This window comes from Uliginosibacterium sp. 31-16 (genome assembly GCF_030730865.1).
Taxonomy (GTDB): Bacteria; Pseudomonadota; Gammaproteobacteria; order Burkholderiales; family Rhodocyclaceae; genus Uliginosibacterium.
Genome location: NZ_JAVALZ010000002.1, coordinates 568,616 through 588,471 on the forward strand (window position 1 = coordinate 568,616; position 19,856 = coordinate 588,471).

At 62.1% G+C, this 19,856-nt stretch carries 19 protein-coding genes; 14 read left to right on the top strand and 5 right to left on the bottom strand.

What is annotated here, in order from left to right:
• Positions 1-15: 15 nt before the first annotated feature.
• The 10 genes from Q9Q94_RS10410 (at position 16) to Q9Q94_RS10455 (ending at position 10,140) form a co-directional block, all read left to right on the top strand.
• On the top strand, positions 16-1,149 hold the full coding sequence (locus tag Q9Q94_RS10410; protein WP_305979999.1) for a hypothetical protein: 1,134 nt from the start codon (positions 16-18) through the stop codon (positions 1,147-1,149).
• Positions 1,146-2,855 carry a single-stranded-DNA-specific exonuclease RecJ gene (gene recJ, locus Q9Q94_RS10415; RefSeq protein ID WP_305980000.1) on the top strand — a complete coding sequence of 570 codons (1,710 nt, stop codon included), beginning with the start codon at positions 1,146-1,148 and terminating at the stop codon, positions 2,853-2,855. Before Q9Q94_RS10410 ends, recJ begins: the two co-directional genes overlap by 4 nt.
• A gap of 148 nt (positions 2,856-3,003) precedes the next feature.
• Complete coding sequence (locus Q9Q94_RS10420) at positions 3,004-3,402, top strand: hypothetical protein (RefSeq protein ID WP_305980001.1); 399 nt, start codon at positions 3,004-3,006, stop codon at positions 3,400-3,402.
• Between the two features lie 60 nt (positions 3,403-3,462).
• Positions 3,463-4,071 carry a CDP-alcohol phosphatidyltransferase family protein gene (locus Q9Q94_RS10425; protein ID WP_305980002.1) on the top strand — a complete coding sequence of 203 codons (609 nt, stop codon included), beginning with the start codon at positions 3,463-3,465 and terminating at the stop codon, positions 4,069-4,071.
• A 175-nt stretch (positions 4,072-4,246) separates the two neighbouring features.
• A complete protein-coding gene (locus Q9Q94_RS10430) occupies positions 4,247-6,001 on the top strand; it encodes a bifunctional alpha/beta hydrolase/class I SAM-dependent methyltransferase (protein ID WP_305980003.1) in 1,755 nt (584 codons plus the stop codon).
• A gap of 118 nt (positions 6,002-6,119) precedes the next feature.
• Positions 6,120-7,607: a dual specificity protein phosphatase family protein gene (locus Q9Q94_RS10435; protein ID WP_305980004.1), complete on the top strand. Its 1,488-nt coding sequence runs from the start codon at positions 6,120-6,122 to the stop codon at positions 7,605-7,607.
• Positions 7,583-8,029: a hypothetical protein gene (locus Q9Q94_RS10440; protein ID WP_305980005.1), complete on the top strand. Its 447-nt coding sequence runs from the start codon at positions 7,583-7,585 to the stop codon at positions 8,027-8,029. Before Q9Q94_RS10435 ends, Q9Q94_RS10440 begins: the two co-directional genes overlap by 25 nt.
• A gap of 26 nt (positions 8,030-8,055) precedes the next feature.
• Positions 8,056-8,493, top strand: a complete 438-nt coding sequence (locus tag Q9Q94_RS10445) for a hypothetical protein (RefSeq protein WP_305980006.1) — start codon at positions 8,056-8,058, stop codon at positions 8,491-8,493.
• Positions 8,480-9,103: a 1-acyl-sn-glycerol-3-phosphate acyltransferase gene (locus Q9Q94_RS10450; protein WP_305980007.1), complete on the top strand. Its 624-nt coding sequence runs from the start codon at positions 8,480-8,482 to the stop codon at positions 9,101-9,103. The genes Q9Q94_RS10445 and Q9Q94_RS10450 overlap by 14 nt, the downstream gene beginning before the upstream one ends.
• Positions 9,104-9,156: 53 nt before the next feature.
• On the top strand, positions 9,157-10,140 hold the full coding sequence (locus Q9Q94_RS10455; RefSeq protein WP_305980008.1) for a phosphatidate cytidylyltransferase: 984 nt from the start codon (positions 9,157-9,159) through the stop codon (positions 10,138-10,140).
• A 122-nt stretch (positions 10,141-10,262) separates the two neighbouring features.
• On the opposite strand, the gene Q9Q94_RS10460 is transcribed toward Q9Q94_RS10455, so the two are convergent.
• Positions 10,263-10,826 (bottom strand): hypothetical protein, encoded by a 564-nt coding sequence (locus Q9Q94_RS10460; RefSeq protein WP_305980009.1) that lies wholly within the window; start codon positions 10,824-10,826, stop codon positions 10,263-10,265.
• Positions 10,819-11,718 (bottom strand): DMT family transporter, encoded by a 900-nt coding sequence (locus Q9Q94_RS10465; RefSeq protein WP_305980010.1) that lies wholly within the window; start codon positions 11,716-11,718, stop codon positions 10,819-10,821. Before Q9Q94_RS10465 ends, Q9Q94_RS10460 begins: the two co-directional genes overlap by 8 nt.
• 91 nt (positions 11,719-11,809) lie before the next feature.
• Between Q9Q94_RS10465 and Q9Q94_RS10470 the strand changes: the two genes are divergently transcribed.
• Entirely contained in the window at positions 11,810-13,771 is a 1,962-nt protein-coding gene (locus Q9Q94_RS10470) for a U32 family peptidase (protein ID WP_305980011.1), read from the top strand.
• Positions 13,772-13,883: 112 nt separating this feature from the next.
• On the opposite strand, the gene Q9Q94_RS10475 is transcribed toward Q9Q94_RS10470, so the two are convergent.
• Positions 13,884-14,291: a bacteriohemerythrin gene (locus Q9Q94_RS10475; RefSeq protein ID WP_305980012.1), complete on the bottom strand. Its 408-nt coding sequence runs from the start codon at positions 14,289-14,291 to the stop codon at positions 13,884-13,886.
• A gap of 165 nt (positions 14,292-14,456) precedes the next feature.
• Between Q9Q94_RS10475 and rquA the strand changes: the two genes are divergently transcribed.
• From rquA to Q9Q94_RS10490, 3 genes are all read left to right on the top strand, one after another.
• Positions 14,457-15,215 carry a rhodoquinone biosynthesis methyltransferase RquA gene (gene rquA / locus Q9Q94_RS10480; protein WP_305980013.1) on the top strand — a complete coding sequence of 253 codons (759 nt, stop codon included), beginning with the start codon at positions 14,457-14,459 and terminating at the stop codon, positions 15,213-15,215.
• Positions 15,216-15,454: 239 nt separating this feature from the next.
• Entirely contained in the window at positions 15,455-15,658 is a 204-nt protein-coding gene (locus Q9Q94_RS10485; protein ID WP_305980014.1) for a cold-shock protein, read from the top strand.
• A gap of 80 nt (positions 15,659-15,738) precedes the next feature.
• Positions 15,739-16,806 carry a hypothetical protein gene (locus tag Q9Q94_RS10490; RefSeq protein WP_305980015.1) on the top strand — a complete coding sequence of 356 codons (1,068 nt, stop codon included), beginning with the start codon at positions 15,739-15,741 and terminating at the stop codon, positions 16,804-16,806.
• Here Q9Q94_RS10490 and Q9Q94_RS10495 read toward each other — a convergent pair.
• Both Q9Q94_RS10495 and Q9Q94_RS10500 read right to left on the bottom strand, forming a co-directional pair.
• Positions 16,803-17,930 carry a DUF459 domain-containing protein gene (locus tag Q9Q94_RS10495; protein WP_305980016.1) on the bottom strand — a complete coding sequence of 376 codons (1,128 nt, stop codon included), beginning with the start codon at positions 17,928-17,930 and terminating at the stop codon, positions 16,803-16,805. The genes Q9Q94_RS10490 and Q9Q94_RS10495 overlap by 4 nt on opposite strands.
• 2 nt (positions 17,931-17,932) lie before the next feature.
• A complete protein-coding gene (locus Q9Q94_RS10500; RefSeq protein ID WP_305980017.1) occupies positions 17,933-19,345 on the bottom strand; it encodes an MBOAT family protein in 1,413 nt (470 codons plus the stop codon).
• Between the last annotated feature and the right edge of the window lie 511 nt (positions 19,346-19,856).

A 19,856-nucleotide genomic window follows, 5' to 3' on the forward strand; every position in this document is an offset into this window, starting at 1 on the left:
TCAAGCCTGAATCCCGTGAGTTTTCATCCCAGCATGGGCCCCCGCGCCCAACCCCGGCTTGCCCGCCGCGCCACCTGTGTCCTGCCCGGACTGGTCTGGCCCGGTCATGGCATCACGGCGACGCTGCACGAACTGAAGCTCCCCGGTCTGGCCGCGATCCTCGGGCATGGCCGCCTTCAGCAGCAAGCCGGAGAGCCTTACACAAACTGGCTGGCGCACCAGTTCGGCGCCAAAGAGCTGCCCTGGGGAGCGCTGCGCTGGGAAGGCGAGGCCGAAGGCGCGGCAACCGGGCGCGAGCAGCCCTTCGCCTCCAGAGAAACGCCCTACGCCAGCATTCTCTGCGCCGACCCGGTGTCACTGGCGTTCACCAGCACCTCGCTGATCCTGCGCGGCCCGCGTGAGCTGGCCTTGCAAGCGGACGAGGTCGCCGCGCTGATCGACGCCCTGAATACCGAATTCGCCCACATCGGCGAATTCCGCGCTGCCAGCCCGGAGCACTGGTACCTGCACCTGCGCGAGCCGGTCAGCACCCGCTTTCACCCGCTGTCCGACGTGCTGGGCCGCCCGGTGGAACTGTTCCAGCCCGAAGGCGAAAAAGCGCGCGACTGGGCACGGCTGGCCAACGAAATCCAGGTCATGCTCTACAACCATCCGCTCAACCGTCTGCGCGGCGAACTCGGGCAGCTCACCGCCAACGCCCTGTGGTTCTGGGGTCAAGGCAATAGCGCCCCGACGCTGCACCGGCCGGCCGGCACGCTGATCGGCGACGACCCCATGCTGCGCGGGCTCGCGGCGGCAACCGGTGCCACATGGTTCTCCAGCGATGCGGCAGACTCCCCCGCCTGCGGGCAGGCCGGCCACAGCTGGTGGCACGACACCCGTCTGCAGGACGCCGCACTGGCTGGGGATTTCATGGGCTGGCTGGAGGGCTTGCAAGAGCTGGATGCCGAACTGCTGCAACCTCTCTGGCAGGCCTGGTGTGCCGGCCGGCTCCACGAGATCCGTCTGCAAGCGCCGTCTGACAAGGCTTTCCTCGGCGCCACCCTGAAAACCCGCTCCCGCTGGGCCTTCTGGCGCGGCCCTCTCGCAAACGACCGTCTGGCGCCGCTCTTGCAGGCATCCGGGATTCAGCCCGAAACCACCGCATGACCCAACTGACCCAGCGCCCGGCCTCTCCCAGCGTTGCCCGCCGCCTCGCCGAAGCTGGCCTGCACCCGCTGCTGGCCCGCCTGTATGCCGCGCGTGGCATCGCCTCGGTTGCCGAGCTGAAGACGGATCTCTCCACGCTGCTGCCGCCCGAGGGGCTCAAGGGCATCCACGCCGCCGCGCTCCTGCTGGCTGACGCCATCGAAGCGAACGCACGCATGGTCATCGTCGCCGATTACGACTGCGACGGCGCCACCGCCTGTGCAGTCGGCGTGCGCGCCCTGCGCGCGATGGGCGCGACCGACGTGCACTATTTCGTGCCGGATCGCGTGGTGCATGGCTACGGCCTGTCGCCCAGCGTGGTGGCAGAGGTCGCCCGGCTCGAAGCGGAAATCCTGATCACCGTGGACAACGGCATCGCCAGCGTCGCCGGTGTCGCCGCGGCGCAAGCACTGGGCATGAGCGTGCTGGTGACCGACCATCACCTGCCCGGAGATGAACTGCCCAGCGCCGAGGTCATCGTCAATCCCAACCAGCCGGGCTGCACGTTTGACAGCAAGAACCTCGCTGGCGTGGGCGTGATGTTCTACGTGGCACTCGCCTTGCGCGCCGAACTGCGCCGCCGCAACTGGTTCACGCCGGAACGGGCCGAACCCAATCTCGCCAATCTGCTCGATCTGGTCGCGCTGGGCACCGTGGCCGACGTCGTCAAGCTCGATCCCAACAACCGCCTGCTGGTGCGCCAGGGCATCGCGCGCATGCGCGCCGGACGCATGCATGCCGGCATCCGCGCCCTGTTCGGCGCCGCCGGGCGCGACCCGGCGCGTGCCACCACTTTCGACATGGGCTTCGCCTTAGGTCCGCGCCTGAATGCGGCCGGGCGTCTGTCGGACATGAGCCTGGGCATCGAATGCCTGCTCACCGACGACAACGCCCGCGCTTTCAACATCGCCCAGGAACTCGACAAGCTCAACCGCGAACGGCGCGAGATCGAGAGCGAGATGCGCGACGCCGCACTGGCCACGCTGGATGCCACACGCATCGACGAAGGCCCCGCCATCAGCCTGTTCGAACCCGAATGGCATCAGGGCGTGATCGGCATCGTCGCCGGACGCATCAAGGATCAGGCCCACCGCCCGACCATCGCATTTGCCCGCGCCAGTGAGCATGAGGGTGATGGCGAGATCAAGGGTTCCGGTCGCAGCATCCCGGCACTGCATCTGCGCGACGCACTGGACCTGATCACCAAGCGCCACCCGGATCTGATCCTGAAGTTCGGTGGTCACGCCATGGCCGCTGGCCTCACCATCCACGAACGGGATTTCAAACGCTTCCGCCAGATCTTCGCCAGCACCGTCGCCGAGCTGCTCAGCCCCGAAGACCTGCAACGCACGCTCGAAACCGATGGCGCGCTGGAAACCGGCTACATGAATCTCGACATGGCCCGCCTGCTCGAAGCCGAAATCTGGGGCCTGGGATTTGCAGCGCCGCTTTTTGAAGACGTATTTCAGGTCGACAAGCAGCGCCTGCTCAAGGACAAACACCTCAAGCTGACCCTGTCGAAACCCGGCGCAGTGTTCGAAGCGATCCGTTTCAACTGCAACGATCCCGTGCCCAGCCAGATCCGTGCAGCCTATCGGCTATCTGTGAACGAATATCAAGGTGTGGCGAGTGTACAGTTGATGCTGGAGTATTTTGAGGCGGCTTGATGCAGGAGTACAGGACGTCAATTGCGCCAAAGCCGAGGCGAAAAATCAGTGACATGCGGCGCAATTCGCCTTGCTCATTGAGGCCCTACAAATCGTGCTGGACCATTCGAGTTACGCGGCAACCATATTATTCGTTAGGGCATTTCACATGATTTCATTTACAAAATTTGTGAGTTTTATTCTGGTTGCTATTGCCGCAAATACGGCCCTAGGAGCTGAAATCAAAATCATCTCGGAAAACCGTCTTCTCTCCGAAAAAGATGTTGGCAAAGTATTTGTTGCCGAAGGGATAACCAGCCACCCCAACTTTGGAAAGTATAAAGTCTTACTCTCCACACAGTCGCCAGGACTGTACGCTTTCGAAACATTCGACATAGAAAACGGCGAGCCTATTGGAAAATTCATTGTCAGCCATCCTGCAGAAAGAATATATAGAGAGGTCCGCGTTGATCCTTTGACCATGACGAAAGCAAAAATAGAAATCAAAAAATCAAACGAACGACTCAGAAACCTTTTGATGCCTCAAAAAAGCAACAATCCAAACTGAGTCCAGTTTGATCTTTCCCACGCTGAGCGCGGGAGCGATCATCACAACGACAAAAACACCATGAGCATCTACGCACTCAAGCCAAAATTCCAAAACCTGCTCCGCCCGCTCACGCGTGCCCTCTTCAATGCCGGCGTTACGGCCAATCAGGTGACGCTGGCCGCCTGCATCGTTTCCGTTGCGCTGGGCGTCGGGCTGAGCCTGTTTCCTCAGCCGGCGCTGTTCCTGCTGATTCCGCTATGGATGTTCCTGCGCATGGCTTTCAACGCGATTGATGGCATGCTGGCGCGCGAATTCGGGCAGAAGTCCCCGCTCGGCGCCTACCTGAACGAGCTCACCGACGTGATCTCGGATGCCTGCCTCTATCTGCCTTTCGCCTTCCTCGCTTATTTTGACCTGCTGTGGGTCAGCGTCTTCATTGCGCTCTCGATCATTGTCGAAATGACGGGAGTGATCGGTCTGATGGTAGGCGCCTCGCGCCGCTACGACGGCCCTTTCGGCAAGAGTGACCGCGCCTTCGTGATCGGCGCGCTCGCCCTCGGCGTCGGGCTCGGTCTGCCTGCACAGACCTGGCAGCAATGGGTCTTCCCGGTGCTGAGCCTGCTGTGCGTGTGGACCATTGCCCGTCGCGTGCGCGAGGGCTTGCGCGAGGCCGCAGCAAAGGCCTGAAACCACCCGGCGCCCGGCGCCCGACCAAGCCTGCATCGAGCGGGCTTGGCCGGGGTGAGGCGAGCTTTCATCCAGACCACGTTTTCATACCGCTCGTAAAAATCTTTACAACATATCGAAGTTTGTCGATATATTAACGGCTCGCGGCATTACGCCGTTTCCTTCGGGAGGTTTCATGAGTCGCCAGGTCATCGAAAGCAGCTTCACCACCAGCGATGGCGAATCGCTGTTCTACCGCCATTGGCCCGCCCAGAGCGCCCAGCCACGCGGTGTGATCGTGATGTTCCACCGGGGGCATGAGCACTCCGGACGCATGGCGCATGTGGTCGATGAGCTGGACCTGCCAGATTTCGCTTTCTACGCCTGGGACGCACGCGGCAACGGCCGCACCGGCGGAGCGCGCGGTTTTTCACCGAGCTTCGGCCGCTCGGTGCACGATGTGGATGAATTCGTGCGCTTTGCCGCGGCCGAGCAGAAACTGCCGATGTCGGATGTGGGCGTGATCGCGCAGAGCGTGGGTGCCGTCACGGTGAGCGCCTGGGTGCATGACCACGCCCCGCAGATCCGCTGCATGTCGCTCGCCTCGCCGGCCTTCAAGGTCAAGCTCTACGTGCCATTCGCCGTGCCCGGCCTGAGCCTGATGCACAAGCTCTTCGGCAATTTCTACGTGAATTCCTACGTGAAGGCGCACTACCTCACGCATGACCCGGCACGGATTGAATCCTTCAACAAGGACCCGCTGATCGCGCGCCCGATTTCGGTGAACATCCTGCTGGCCTTGTATGAAGTCGCCGAACGCGTGGTGAAGGATGCCGGCGCCATCCACGTGCCGACCCAGCTTTTGATCTCCGGCGCCGACTGGGTGGTGCATCACGGCCCGCAGCACGAATTCTTCGCGCGCCTGGGCAGCAGCGTGAAAGAAAAGCACGTGCTCGACGGCTTTTACCATGACACCCTGGGCGAGAAGGATCGTCATCTGGCGATTGCCAAACTGCGCAACTTCCTGCTCGCGCGATTCGACGCCGCACCGGTCAGGCCGGACTTGCTGAACGCCCATCAGCACGGCTACACCTTCGATGAATTCCAGAAACTCAGCCAGCCACGCAGTCCGCTTTGTCCCAAAGGCTGGATGTTCAAGCTCGCACGCGCCTCAATGGCCACCATCGGCCGTCTCTCCGAGGGTGTGCGCCTGGGTTTTGCCACCGGTTTCGACTCGGGCAGCACGCTCGATTACGTCTATCGCAACGAGGCGCGAGGCTGCAGCCTCTTCGGCCGCCTGATCGACCGCAATTATCTGGACGCCATCGGCTGGCGCGGCATCCGCCAGCGCAAGCTGCACGCCGAACAGTTGCTGCAGGAGGCCATTGGCAAGCTGCGCACAGAAGGCCGCCCGGTGCATGTGCTGGACATCGCCGCTGGTCACGGGCGCTACATCCTCGAAGGCATCGAGAAGCTTGCCCAGAAACCAGACAGCATCCTGCTGCGCGATTTTTCGGAATTGAACGTGGAGAAAGGCTGCAAGCTGATCACCGAGAAGGGTCTGCAAGGCATCGCCCGCTTCGTGCAGGGTGATGCGTTCAATCGCGCCTCGCTCACCAGCGTATCGCCCAAACCCACGATTGGCGTGGTCTCGGGGCTGTATGAGCTCTTCCCGGACAACGCGATGCTGCAGGCGTCGCTGGCCGGCATGGCCGATGCCGTCGAGCCCGGCGGCTACCTCATCTACACCGGCCAGCCCTGGCACCCACAGCTGGAGTTCATCGCCCGCGTGCTCAGCAGTCACCGCGACGGCAAACCCTGGGTGATGCGCCGCCGCGTGCAGGCCGAGATGGATCAGCTGGTGGAAGCCGCCGGCTTCACCAAGCTGCATACGCTGGCGGATGAATGGGGGATTTTTACAGTGTCGATTGCCAGAAGGAATCCGGCGTAAAACACGACTATTCAAATGGCGTCATCCCGGCGCAGGCCGGGATCCAGTCGCACACACCAACACTGGATTCCGGCCTGCGCCGGAATGACGGCACATTCGAGCGTAGCCCCCCGCACACATGACCACACCCTCCACCGCCAAACCCGAACGTCCCTGGCCCCAGGCCCTCGCCTGGGGCGCTTTTCTCGGCGTGCTGTTCTTCGGCAGCTACAGCGCGGCCAACCACTTCACGGCGCAGCGCAGCGACGTGGGCGTGTACGTGTTCGGCTGGGAGCTCCACATTCCCTTCCTCGCCTGGACCATCCTGCCCTACTGGAGCATCGATTTCCTCTACGGCATCGCGCTGTTTGCCGCGCGCAGCCGGGATGAGCTTTTCAGGCTCGCGAAACGCCTGCTCGCGGCGCAGGTCATCTGCATCACAGGCTTCCTGCTCTGGCCGCTGCACTTCTCCTTCAGCCGGCCGGAAACCCACGGCTGGGCCGGTGCGCTCTTCGATGCGCTCACCGGCTTCGACCTGCCCTACAACCAGGCGCCGTCCTTGCACATCTGTTTGCTGATCGTGCTGTGGCGGTTCTATGCCGGTTTTCTGAGACCCCCGCTCTCTGAATCCGTTCGCCCTGAGCGTAGCAAAGCGAAGTCGAAGGGTGGAACGGCGGGCGCGCAGTGCTTCGACTTCACTCGCTTCGCTCCTTACGCTCAGCACGAACGGTTTGTCGGTGGTCTTGCGCAAAGATGGCCCACCCTTGGCATGCTCGGCCTCCTGCACCTCTGGTTCGCCATGATCGCCGTCTCGGTACTCACGACTTACCAGCACCACTTCATCGACCTGCTGACCGGCTTCTGGGCCGGCGCGCTGTGCCTGTTGCTGGTGCCGGACGCTGACGCGACATGGCGCTGGCGCGGGCATGAGCCGGGCCGTCTGCGTCTCGCGCTGTACTACTTCGCCGGCGCCCTGCTCTGCGCGGGATTCGGAGCCCTGCTCTTCCCGTCAGCCTTCGCCTGGCTGCTGTACTGGACCGCCGCTGCGCTGGCCGGTGTAGCAGGCATCTACCTCTTCGGCGAAGGGGCGCACTTCGGCAAACGCGACGGCGGCATGCCCTGGCGCAGCTGGATGTTCTTCGGCCCCTATCTGCTGGGCGCGCGTCTCAACGTCTGGCTATGGACACGCAAGTTGCCGGTGGGCGCCGAAGTGCTGGACGGCGTCTTCCTCGGCCGCCAGCCGGACGCCGCCACACTGACCCGGCATGAGATTGATCACGTCATCGACCTCGCCGCCGAGTTGCCGCTGGCCGCATGCCCGAAATCCGCATCTGGCTTGCCTCTGCAAGACCTCATCCCGCCCAGCCTCGCCCAGCTTGCCTCCGCGGCCGATGCCATTGAAGACGCCCACCAGAAGCGGCTTCGCGTGTGGGTGTGCTGCGCGCTGGGTTTCTCGCGCAGCGCCGCCTGCGTGGCGGCCTGGCTGGTGCGCCATCGCGGCCACACGCCGGAGCAAGCGCTTGCGACGATCAGGCAGGCAAGGCCGCAGATTGTGCTTAATCCAGTTACCATAAATACCTTGCCAATCCCCAAGGAAGCCCCATGGACTCCGTGTTTGCGACGGTAATCTCAGGCACATGCGTATTCATTTTCGGCCAACTTGTCTTGAAGCTATTGATTGAGCCGGTTCATCAACTCAAACGGACACTTGCTGATATTTCACACACATTTGTTGTGCATGCCGATCTGCTTTGCAACATCGACGTGATTTCAACAGAACAAAAGGATGAATTGAGGTCACGCCTTCGAACACTGTGCGGCCAGATTCACTCTGATATGGCATTGATTCCTTGTTATTCGATCGTTCGGTGGATTTTCTTTTTGCCGCAAAAAGACAATCTATATGCTGGCGCACAAAATTTGATAGGGATTGGAAACCACCTTTATGCGAAGAACGCTTCATGGTTTGAGCACATAACGAAACTGATAGACACCGCTCACACTAACCTTCGCTTGTACCAGCGGCCACAAGACCGACTCTCCGATTGATCCCTCTGCCAGTTCGGTAGCATTTCGTGCCAGACCATCATCGACTTGCCCCCCTCACCGCCGCCTTCCTGCGCAGCACGCGCCCGCTGCAATATTTCGGCGGGCTGTTGTGCGCCACGGCGGCGGGCGGTCTGCTGCTCGCGATCCTGCATGGCGGGCCGCTCGCGGTGTGGCTTTTCGGCGCGGCACTGACACTGGGCCTGCCGCTGGCCTGGTACGCCTTGCGCATCAACTTTGATGCAACGGCTTTCGCGCTGCTTGCCGCGCAAGCGGATGAGCAGACCGGCTTGCAGGATTTCGATGCAGCGCTGAGGCAACTCGGCTTGCGCAAGGGGGCGGATGCGCGCGATCTGGCGCAGCGGGCGGCAGCGACGAAGGGGCTCGTGCAGCGGCTGGCTGCGGTAGTATGCGGGCAACTTCTTCTGCTGCTGGCCGGCGTCTGTCTCCTCTATGCAATGGTTTGATCGTCTTGTTGGTCGCTTTCTGATCGCTCTGGCCCGTATTCTGACCGGGGCCTACGCCAACTGGCTGGGCTGCAGGCCCGAGCCGCGCCAGCGCCTGTATTTCGCCAATCATTCCAGCCATCTGGACTTCCTGTTGCTGTGGGCGATGCTGCCACCCTCGATCCGTTACCAGACGCGGCCGGTGGCTGGCGCGGATTACTGGGGCGCATCCAGCCTGCGGCGCTACCTGATCCATCGCGTGTTCCGTGGCGTACTGGTGGAGCGCGCCAGGCCCTCGGCCGGCCACAACCCGTTGGCGCCGCTGCAGGCGGCCCTCGATGCGGGCGATTCGCTGATTTTTTTCCCCGAAGGCACGCGCTCGCTGGATGGTGAGATGCAGGCCTTCAAGGGCGGCTTGTATCACCTGGCGCGGGACAATCCGCAGGTTGAGTTCGTGCCGGTGCGCATGGAAAACCTGAACCGCGTGATGCCCAAGGGCAATCTGCTGCCGGTGCCGCTGGTGTGCATCCTGAGTTTTGGCGCGCCGGTGGGGCTGGGTGCTGACGAGGCCAAGCCGGACTTTCTGGTCCGCGCCCGCCAGGCGGTGCTGGACATGATGCCGAAGCATTGAACGCCTCCCACACGACACACGCGGCCCAGGGCCGCTCCCACTGAAGGTTGAGCATGAACCTGACCAACTCCCTGCAAAGCATTCCGAACCAGGTCCCCGAAGCGGCACGCGAGGCGACCTTTCACCTGTTTCTGGGCATCGGCGCGGTGCTGCTGTTCGCCAGCATCGTGGGCTGGCTGCTGCGCTGGAAGCTGGGGCGGGAAAACGGCGTGGTGGCGAATCTGGTCGCGCGCACCAATGCCTGGTGGGTGATGGTGGCGGTGATCGGCATCGCGCTGCTGGGCGGGCAGACGGGCGTGGTCGTCCTCTTCGGGCTGGTGTCCTTCTTTGCGCTGCGCGAATTCATCACGCTGACCAGCACCCGGCGCGGCGACCACTATGCGCTGCTGACCTGCTTCTTCGTGTTCCTGCCGCTGCAGTACGTGTTCGTATGGCAACACTGGTACGGCATGTTCAGCATCCTGATCCCGGTCTACGCCTTCCTGCTGATGCCTTTCCTGGCCTGCCTCGGCCACGAGACGCAGAACTTTCTGGCGCGCGCCACGCAGACGCAGTGGGGCCTGATGATCTGCGTGTATGCAATCTCGCATGTGCCGGCGCTGCTGGCACTGAACATCGCCGGTTACGAGGAACGCAACCTGCTGCTCGTGGTGTTCCTGATCCTCGTGGTGCAGTCCTCCGACGTGCTGCAGTACGTGTGGGGCAAGCTGCTGGGTCGCCACAAGATCGCGCCGAACGTGTCGCCCTCGAAAACGCTGGAAGGCTTCCTCGGCGGGGTTGCCAGCGCCACCGGGCTGGGCGCCGCCTTGTTCTGGATCACGCCGTTCACGCCGCTGCAGGCGGCCGGCATGGCGCTGGCGATCACCCTGATGGGCTTTGCCGGCGGGCTGGTGATGTCCGCCATCAAGCGCGACCGCGGCGTGAAGGACTGGGGCCACATGATCGAAGGCCACGGCGGCATGCTCGACCGGCTGGATTCGGTGTGCTTCTCGGCGCCGGTGTTCTTCCACCTCGTGCGCTATTTCTTTACGGCATAGGCTGGAGAGCCGCTTGCAGCGGACCTCTTCAGACAGGCTGCCTGCAGAATTAATACTGGCGAGCTTATCCACCACGCATGCCTGAAGATGACCGCCAAAAGCGGCTCTGCAGGCATGTCTTGTCAGGAAAACTCCCAGAAATACCAGGCATAGAATCCGCCCCAGGCCAGCGCCCACACCGCCACGCGCCAACGCAGCGACAGGCCGGGCAAACGCTCACAGAGCAGACGCACCAGCCCGGCGACGATCAGGAACCGCAGCAGGCGCGCCGGCACGCTGATCGCCAGAAACACTAGCAGACTGGCTCCCTGCGCGCCGGACTGGGCCGCGTAGATCTTGTACGGCGTGCCCGTCAGCGGACCGATGAACAGCGCCAGCGCGCCCTGCTCGTGAAGCTGTCGGGCCACCGCATCACACATCGCGGCGCTGATCGCCGGGATCTGCTGCAGCATCGCCAGTGCGGACGACTCGGCTCGCGCTGCCCAGACATACATCAGCACGCCGCCCAGCAAGGCCCCGGCCAGCGCCCACAGGCAAGCACGCCAGACCTGCGCCCAGGGCCGGCGCAAGGCCAGCACGCTGAGCAGCACGTCGGGCACGATGAAAAACAGCGTCGCCTCGGCCAGCCCCCACAACCAGGCCACAGCGGCCATCCGCACGGGCAGGCGGTGCGATGAATCAGCCATGACGGGCGCCACGCGGACTGCTGTTGATCACCGCCACAGAGCCGAGAATCAGCAGCGCCGCCAGCGCCTCGCGCCAGCCGGGTTGCTCACCGAGAAACAGTGCCCCCGAGGCCACGCTGACCAGTGGCACCAACAGCGACGAGAGCGAGGACACGGACACCGGCACCAGCAGCACCAGCCGGTTCCACGACCAGTTGCACAGCATGAAGGTGATCAGTGCCGAGAAGCACAGGCCGAACAGCGCCCCGTTCCCCGGCACGCGCTGCGGCAGGCCATCCACGACCAGCGCGGCGAGCAGCAGCGGCACCCCGCCCAGCATCAGCAGCCAGCCGGTCAGGACCAGGGTCGGCACTCGCAGATTCCAGCGTTTGAAGAGCACCACGCCACAGGCCCAGCACAAGGCGGCGGAAACCATCAGCAGCACGCCGACGGGGGACGCCATGATCGCGTGCGCCCCCTCTCCCATCAGCACAGCCACACCCACCAGCCCGAGCAGCAAGGCGACGATGCGCCGCGCGCTGAGTGATTCGCCCAGCCACCAGACGGACAGCGGCACGCACCACAGCGGCATGGTGTAGGCCAGCAGCGCGGCACGGCCGGACGGCAGATAGAGCACGCCGTAAGTGGAGAGCGCGTTCCAGCCGGTGATGTTGATGAACGCCAGAACAAGCAGGCGGGGCAGCACGCCCGCCGGCAGACGCACGGAGAGCCCGTTGAGCCGCGCCAGCATCAGCAGACAGAAGCCACCGAACACGGCCGAAACGCCCCGGAAGCTGAGCGGGGGAATCTCGGCAATCGAATACTTGATCACGGTCCAGCTCAGGCCCCAGCCGAGCACGACGATCAACAGAAGCAACAGCCCCTCGCGGGGCAGGTGAAGCGAGGATTTCATGAAAGATTACAGATGCGGCGCAAAGCCGGAGTTTAGCGCGCCGCGCCGCAGCGTATCATCTGCATCCCGCAATGCTTGACCGCTGTCGTCCATGAGCCTGCCCCGTCATCACCTCGAACTCCTCGCCCCGGCGCGTACCGTCGACATCGCCCGCGAAGCCATCCTGCACGGCGCGGATGCGGTGTACATCGGCGGCCCGGCCTTCGGTGCGCGCCACAACGCCAGCAACGAGGTGCGCGAAATCGAGGAGCTGGTGCGTTTTGCTCATCGCTACCACGCACAGATTTTCGTCACGCTGAACACCATCCTGCACGACGACGAGATTGAGCCGGCGCGGACGCTGATCAAGCAGGTCTTTGAGGCCGGCGTGGATGCACTGATCGTTCAGGACATGGGCATTCTCGAGCTGGACATCCCGCCGATCGCGCTGCACGCCTCAACCCAGTGCGACATCCGCACGCCGGAAAAGGCGGCCTTCCTGGCACACGCAGGCTTCTCGCAACTAGTGCTGGCGCGCGAGCTGTCACTCAAGGAAATCGCTGCCACGCGTGCCGCCGTGCCGGCCGATGTAGCACTTGAATATTTCGTACACGGCGCGCTGTGCGTGGCTTTCTCCGGCCAGTGCAACATCTCGCATGCGCACACCGGGCGCAGCGCCAATCGCGGCGACTGCTCGCAGGCCTGCCGCCTGCCCTACACGCTGAAGGATGCCAAAGGCGGCGTGGTGGCTTTCGAGAAGCATCTGCTGTCGATGAAGGACAACGACCAGAGCGCCAACCTCGCCGCGCTGATCGACGCCGGCATCCGCTCCTTCAAGATCGAGGGCCGCTACAAGGACATGGCCTACGTGAAGAACATCACCGGGCATTACCGGCGCCTGCTCGACGAAGTGCTGGAGGCGCGCCCGGAGCTGGCCCGCGCCAGCAGCGGCCGCACCGAGTTACTGTTCACGCCCGACCCGGACAAGAGCTTTCACCGCGAGCACACCGATTACTTCGCCACCGGCCGCAAGGAAGACATCGGCGCCTTCGATTCGCCAAAGTACGTCGGCACCCGACTCGGCAGCATCCTGCGCGTGCTGCCGGATGGCATCGAGATTGAGGCAGACGGAGCGCTGGCCAACGGCGACGGCCTGAACTACATGCACAAGCGCGAGGTCGTCGGTCTGCAGGCCAATGTGGTCAAGCAGCTCGACGGCAAACGCTGGAAGATCCAGCCCAATCAGGCCATGAGCGAGCTGCCGGGTCTCAAGCCGGGCATCGAGATTCATCGCAATCACGATCAGGCCTGGGAACAGGCACTGATCAAGGCTTCTTCACGCCGCCTGATCCGCACCGACATGGTTTTCGCGGAAACGCCTGAAGGCTTCCGCCTTGAACTGCGGGACGAGGACGGCGTCACCGCCAGCGCCCTGCTCGCCTGCGACAAGCAGCCGGCGCAACACCCGGAGCGCTTTGAAGCCGGCCTGCGCGAACAGCTAGGCAAGCTCGGCAACACGATCTTCACGGCCGGCAAGATCGACATCGCCTGCAGCCAGGCCTGGTACCTGCCCGCCAGCCAGCTCAACGCGCTGCGCCGCGATGGCGTGGCCGCGCTGGAAGCCGCACGCCTGGCGGCCCACCCGCGTCCGAGCCGGGTGGCCGAAACCGAGCCGCCAGTGCCTTACCCGGACGACAGCCTGACATTCCTCGCCAACGTCTACAACCAGCCAGCGCGCGCCTTCTACACCCGCCACGGCGTCAAGCTGATCGCGGCGGCTTACGAGGCCCACGAGGAAGCCGGTGAAGTCAGCCTGATGGTGACCAAGCACTGCCTGCGCTTCTCCTTCAACCTCTGTCCGAAGCAGGCCAAAGGGGTGCAAGGTGTGCAGGGTCAGGTGCGTGCGGAGCCAATGACCCTGGTCTCCGGCAACGAGACCTTCAATCTGCGTTTCGACTGCAAGCCCTGCGAGATGCACGTGATGGGCAAGATGAAGAAGCACATCCTGCGCAGCGCCCCGCCGGGGCTGGGTGCCGAGCCGGTGGCAATGCAGTTCGTGAAGAAGCCTGCCTGAAGAGCCGCGTCCGGCGGGCATCCTCAGGCAAACACGCAGGAGAGCCTTGCGTGGAGAGGCTTGACGAGATGGGCAACTGAAGAGGCTTGTCCGGCGCGCCTCTTCAGGGCATTCAATCCGTAATCGATTTTTTCAGGGCGACGGACAAGGTCTTGTCCTTGATCTCGATGTGGCGCGCCAGCCAGCCATACAGAAACCCGAACACCGACAGCGATAAGGGCAGATCCCCTTGGGCAACCTTGGCGTGCAGCTCGCGCACCTGCGCCAGCAATTTGTCGTGTTCAGCCTTGTGGGCGGACAAATCAGCAAACCGGACACGGTGCATGAACTGTTCTTCGAGCCGGAAATGCGCTTCGGTGCACCGCACCAGCTCGCTCAGGATCTCCACCGGAGAGGGCCCGGACTGACCTGTGCGCACGGCCTCGCGCAACTGGTCGAGCAGACAGAAAAGCTCACGGTGATCCGCATCGATCTGCACATCGCCCACGCTGAGCGCTTCACTCCATTGCATGACACGCATGCCGCCCCCGGATTTGTTCTTGGAAAACCTGGCCCGCCGGCAACATGAATCACGCCGGCACGAACGTATCCTAATGCGCGGCATCGCTACAATTTTTGGTCCAGCGCAAGTTGCGGCGAATTATGAACTGCTATCGTTTTACGCGTCAGCAACAGGTTTCAAGCTATGATCGACACGACTTACGAAGCAGCCAAGCAAGACCAGCAGCTCGCTCATGCAGCACCACGACTCACCCACCCCACCCCTTGTACCGAAATGCCTGCGTACATGACCGAGGTTTACGATTGGGCCTACGTCGATCCAGCCTGGGTGCGCTGGCTGGACCACAATCTGGTGGTGAAAACCCTGCTTTTCTGCAACGACCAGCGCCTGATGCGCCGCTATCTGGAGCGCATTCGCCCCGGCATGCGCGTATGGCAGGTCGCCCACGTATACGGTGATCTGGTGCAGCGCGCCGCGCAGCGCACCGGCCCCGAAGGCTGTTTCCACCTGACCGATGTCACGCCGATCCAGATCGCTCACGGCCGCAGCAAACTCGATGCCATGCCCTGGACCCGGGTCATCCGCCAGGATGCCGCCCTGCACATCGCAGAGCCCGGCGAGACCTATGACCTGATCTGCAACTTCATGCTGCTGCACGAAGTGCCGGACGACTGGAAACGTCGCATCGTCGACAACATGCTGGCGCAGATGCCGGCGCATGGCGAAGTGCTGTTCGTCGACTACCACGGCCCGGCCCGCTGGCAACCCGTGCGCTACATCCTGAAACTGGTCAATCGCCTGCTGGAGCCCTTCGCTCACGCCTTGTGGGAAAACGAGATCTCACATTTCGCGAGCCAGCCGGAGCGCTATGAGTGGAGCAAGGAAACCCTCTTCGGCGGGGTCTATCAGGTGGTCAGCGTAAAGCACAAAACCACGCGCTGAGGCAGGCAGGAACTGCCCGCGCGGGCAGTTCCGCCACACTCCAGCCGCACAGCATAGAAAACGCTTGCCAAACTGGGCCTGTTGTTTCATAGTCCCGAGCACGATTTTCGGGCAGTGCTGTAAGTGATTTTCTCCAGTCTCCGCCCCGGCGGTGCTTCAGTAGTAAATCCCCTTCCTGTCAGACTTTCGTCCTCGCCGGGCGCGGCCCGGTTTTTTGTACTTTTTTGGATGCTCCAAACATGGCAACTGGTATCGTCAAGTGGTTCAATGACTCTAAGGGTTTTGGTTTCATCACGCCGGACGGCGGTGGCGAAGATCTTTTCGCACACTTCTCCGCAATTCAGTCCAAGGGCTTCCGCTCGCTGGCTGAAAATCAGCGTGTAGCCTTCGACATCACCGAAGGCCCGAAGGGCAAACAGGCTTCCAACATCCGCGTTGAGTAAGCGGATCGCTTGATCGCCTGAAAAGCCCGGCTCCATGCCGGGCTTTTTTGTTTTCATCGTTCTTGCTACCGGTCCTTTCCATGTTGCGTGTCTGCCTTGCTTCAGGCTTCTTGCTGGCTTTCCTGCTGCAACCCCTGGCTCTTTACGCGCAGGATGATGCACAAACCCTGGTACGCCGCTACGCACCAGAAGCCTGGCAAGCCCAGCGCATTCATCGCGACGTGGAAGTCGTAACACTCGGCGACGGCCCCAGCCGGGCCTATGTTTTCATCCCGCAGAACCCGTCCCCCAAAGCAGCCCCGCTCGTGTTCTTTCACCACGGCTGGCTGGGCATGAACCCGAAGAATTTCGGTGGTCTGATCGACCTGCTCGTGCGACGCGGTGCCGTCGTGATCTTTCCTGTCTATCAGGATGGCGATGACACCCCGCCCCAGCTGGTCACCACACTTGCCGGACAGGCCGACGCTGCGGCACTGGCCCTGCTGCAAACGCAGCGTCCCGGACTGGTAGACACCAGCAAGGTGCTCTATCTGGGCTTCTCGATGGGCGCATCAATCTCACTGAATTTGGCCATCAAGCCGGAGCGCTTCGGGCTGCCGGAACCACGCGCCTTGTTGCTCATCGCCCCCGGGGATGCGCACCACGTCGCCAAGGGGCCTCTGGCCAGAAGCATTCTTGGCCCCATCGAGAAATTGCCCGCCGGGCTGCCCACAGTGATGGTCTCGGGCTACGCCGACACGAGCATCGGCGTGCCCACCGCACGCAGCATTGCCGCGCGTCTGTGCCATTTTCCCGAACAGAAGCGTGCCCTGCTGTTCTTCCCGTCGGACAGTGATGAGGGTGTGCGCATCCAGGCCGGACACGGCTCGCCGGGTGCGCCGGACAGCCGCTATGACTTTCCCGATTCACGCGCCCGAGTGCCGGCAGAAATCCCGGGGCGTCGGGAATTTGAAACCTCGCCCTCGCTCAATCTGCTCGACTATTACGGTTACTGGCGACTGGCGACCCGCCTGGTCGACTGGGTTGGCGGCGCGAATTATCCGGCCGAAATTTTTGACCGTAGCAACCCCGAAAACCGCTTTCTGGGCATATGGCCAAGCGGCAAACCTTACGCCGAAGCACTCACCGAAGACCACTGCCAACGCTAAAGCAAGCCCCCGGCGACCTGCTCAGTAGAAGCCGGAGCAAGTTCCGGTACCTGCGCTGACATGCGTACGATCCAGTCCCGGATCGGCCCCAGCAGATAGCCGGCGCCTTCATCCGTCATGTGAATGCCGTCATCGGCACGCAGCTTGACGAGCTTGCCGCGCTCTCCCGGCCGATACTGCGCAAACACCTCATCGGCATAACCCAGTGCCGGATTCGGGTCCAGCCAGGTTACGGCCGGATAACGCTGCAACTCCGTCCGCACCAGTTCGTTCATGTGACGCATTTTCTGGGCAAAGCGCCGCTCTTTCATGACGGGCATGCCAACCCACAGCACGCGTGCCTGGGTCTTGAGCAACATGTCCAGATAAGCGTTCAAACGAACGCGATAGAAATCATCCCATTCCTGCGAGCCGAATTCGAGCACCTGTTTGCCAACCTGCACATTCTGGCCATCATTGGCACCCAGCGCACAAATCACCAGTTGAGGGCGCACCATCCCCAGCATCTGCGGGTACTGCTGCAGCCAGTCGTAGACCTCGGGGCGGGCCAATCCGGTGCCGGACCGATAGGCTTTCACCAGACGCACGCCCTTGTCGCCGGCAAGACCTCGCGTCAGTGCCGGCGCCAACCCGACAGCCATCATCGAATCTCCCGCCAGCACGACCTGCAATCCGCTGCCGATCACCGGCAGGGGCACCTGCTCCGAAGCTTGCATGGGCAGACGCGAGACATATCCCGCCTGCGCTTCATTGGCAGCAATCCCGGGCACGGACTCGATCAGGGGCGGACGCAGGTAAGACAGGTGCATCGCTTCCGCAATGAACGCAGGGACACTGTCGACACGCGACAGGCTCATGGGCTCAGGTGTCTCTGCCATTGCGCCAAGCATCACAGGCGCCAGCCGGGTTTTCGTTTGCAATGCCACGACTCGCGCCCGCCCGAATCCAGCGGGCTGCAACCAGCTGTTCCACGTGCTTGTAACCGGCAAGGCAATTTCACGCAGCGTACCGACACCAAGACGCTCAGCCCAGGTATGCAAGCCCTCGGCTTCCAGCAAAACACCGAACAGCAATGCCGCCAGCAAGGTCAGGAACATGCGGGGGAGAGATTCGTAGCGACGCATACTCAGAACTGGAAATAGATGAACGGAGCAGGATCACTCGGACCCAGAACTTCCAGCAAAAGCAGCAAGCCCGCAAAGGTCAGGCCGCGCAACACGGGTTGCATGCGGATCCCCACCAGCTGCAGCCGCAGGAGCCAGCGGGCCGGCACATACTGAAAACCGATCCCGGCAAACACGCACAGCAAGATCCCTGGCGGCAAGTCCGCCTGCCAGGCTCCACCCCACAGACGCTCCAGGACGGCCAGCCCGGAAGAAAAATCGCTGCAGCGGAAAAACACCCAGCCCAGACATACTGCGTGAAACAGCAACAGACGCGCCACCCAGGGCCACCACGAGGAATTACGCCAGGTGGTCTCGCGCACACGCCAGAATTTGTCCCATTCGCGATGCGCAACCAGCATCAGACCATGCCAGCCTCCCCACACCAGAAAGTTCCAGGCTGCACCATGCCACAAGCCACCCAACAGCATGGTCAGCAACAGATTCAGACGGGTACGCCAGCTCCCGCCACGTGAGCCACCAAGCGGAATGTAAAGGTAATCACGCAACCAGTTCGACAAGGAAATGTGCCACCGCCGCCAGAATTCCTGCGGAGAAGCCGCCGTATAAGGTGCGCTGAAATTATCCGGAAACCGGTAACCCAGCAGCAATGCGCAACCGATGGCAATGTCGGTGTAACCGGAAAAATCGCAGTAAATCTGCACCGCATAACCGTAGATACCGAACAGCACCTGGCTCGCACTCATGGCTGCAGGGTTTGCGAACACATCATCAACAAGCAGCGTAGCGAGTGTATTGGCGATCACTACCTTCTTGAACAGACCTCCGACAATCAGCAGCAAGGCCCGTGAGGTATCGATGCGCGCCGGGTCGGGCGCACGCTGCAATTGCGGCAGGAAGCTCGAAGCCCGCAGGATCGGGCCGGCAATCAGTTGCGGGAAGAAGGCAACATAAAGCAACGCATCCGACAGAGGCACGCGTTCATCAAGCTTGCCTCGCAACGCATCCATCATCAGCGAGATGGCGTGAAAGGTCATGAACGAGATGCCCAGAGGCAGGAATGGGGACTCCACACCGACATTCAGGCTCACCCCGCACAGGGCGGCCAGATCAACCAGCCCCTGCAAAAAGAACGCGGAATATTTGTAGTACGCAAGCACCCCGAGACAGCCAGAAACCCCCAGCCCCAGCCACAGACGCGGTCGTGCTCCGTGCTGAATGCCCCGTGTCGCAACCCAACCCCACAGGGAAATGGCAAACAGCAGCGGGACGAAATGCCAATCCCAGAAGCCATAGAAAACATAGCTCAGAGCCAGCAGAACAAATTTGTGCGCGGCATGCCAACGCAAGCCGCCCCACGCCAACAGCAGCGACAGGAGAAAGAACAGCGCGTATTCAACAGTAGGAAACAGCATGCAGGAAGATGCAAGGTTAAATGCGGCGCACATGTTACCAAACAAGGAGCCAGAGGGCCGACTCTGCTAGGCTTGCGGCGAGGAAAGGTGCGTCACACGGAAGGAAATTACCGGACCGAAAAACGTGGAAATTTCAATCCTTGCCAAAAAACAACAAACCCCCTCGAAAAACAGCTTGTGCGGTGCAATACAAGACCCTTTTTGATTTGAATATCAAATAGATAAGCATTGTGCACTGCACCTTCACATTCCTTTATAACAACATCCGAACATTCGATTCGGTTTTACAGAATCCACCCACTAGCATTACGGTCAAGCAGTTTGGATGCCGTGCGATCCCGATACAGCAGGCGCCCTTGAAGCAGACCCGGAAGGTCTGCATGGCACAACCGGCGTGTTTCAGGTGAATCGCAGCGCAGAAGGGCATCAAGAGTGGAAGACAGGCGCCGATAACGCAATGTGACGAATAGGGTGGAATTCCTTCAAAAAAGGGATTCCGCAAAAAAAGCCC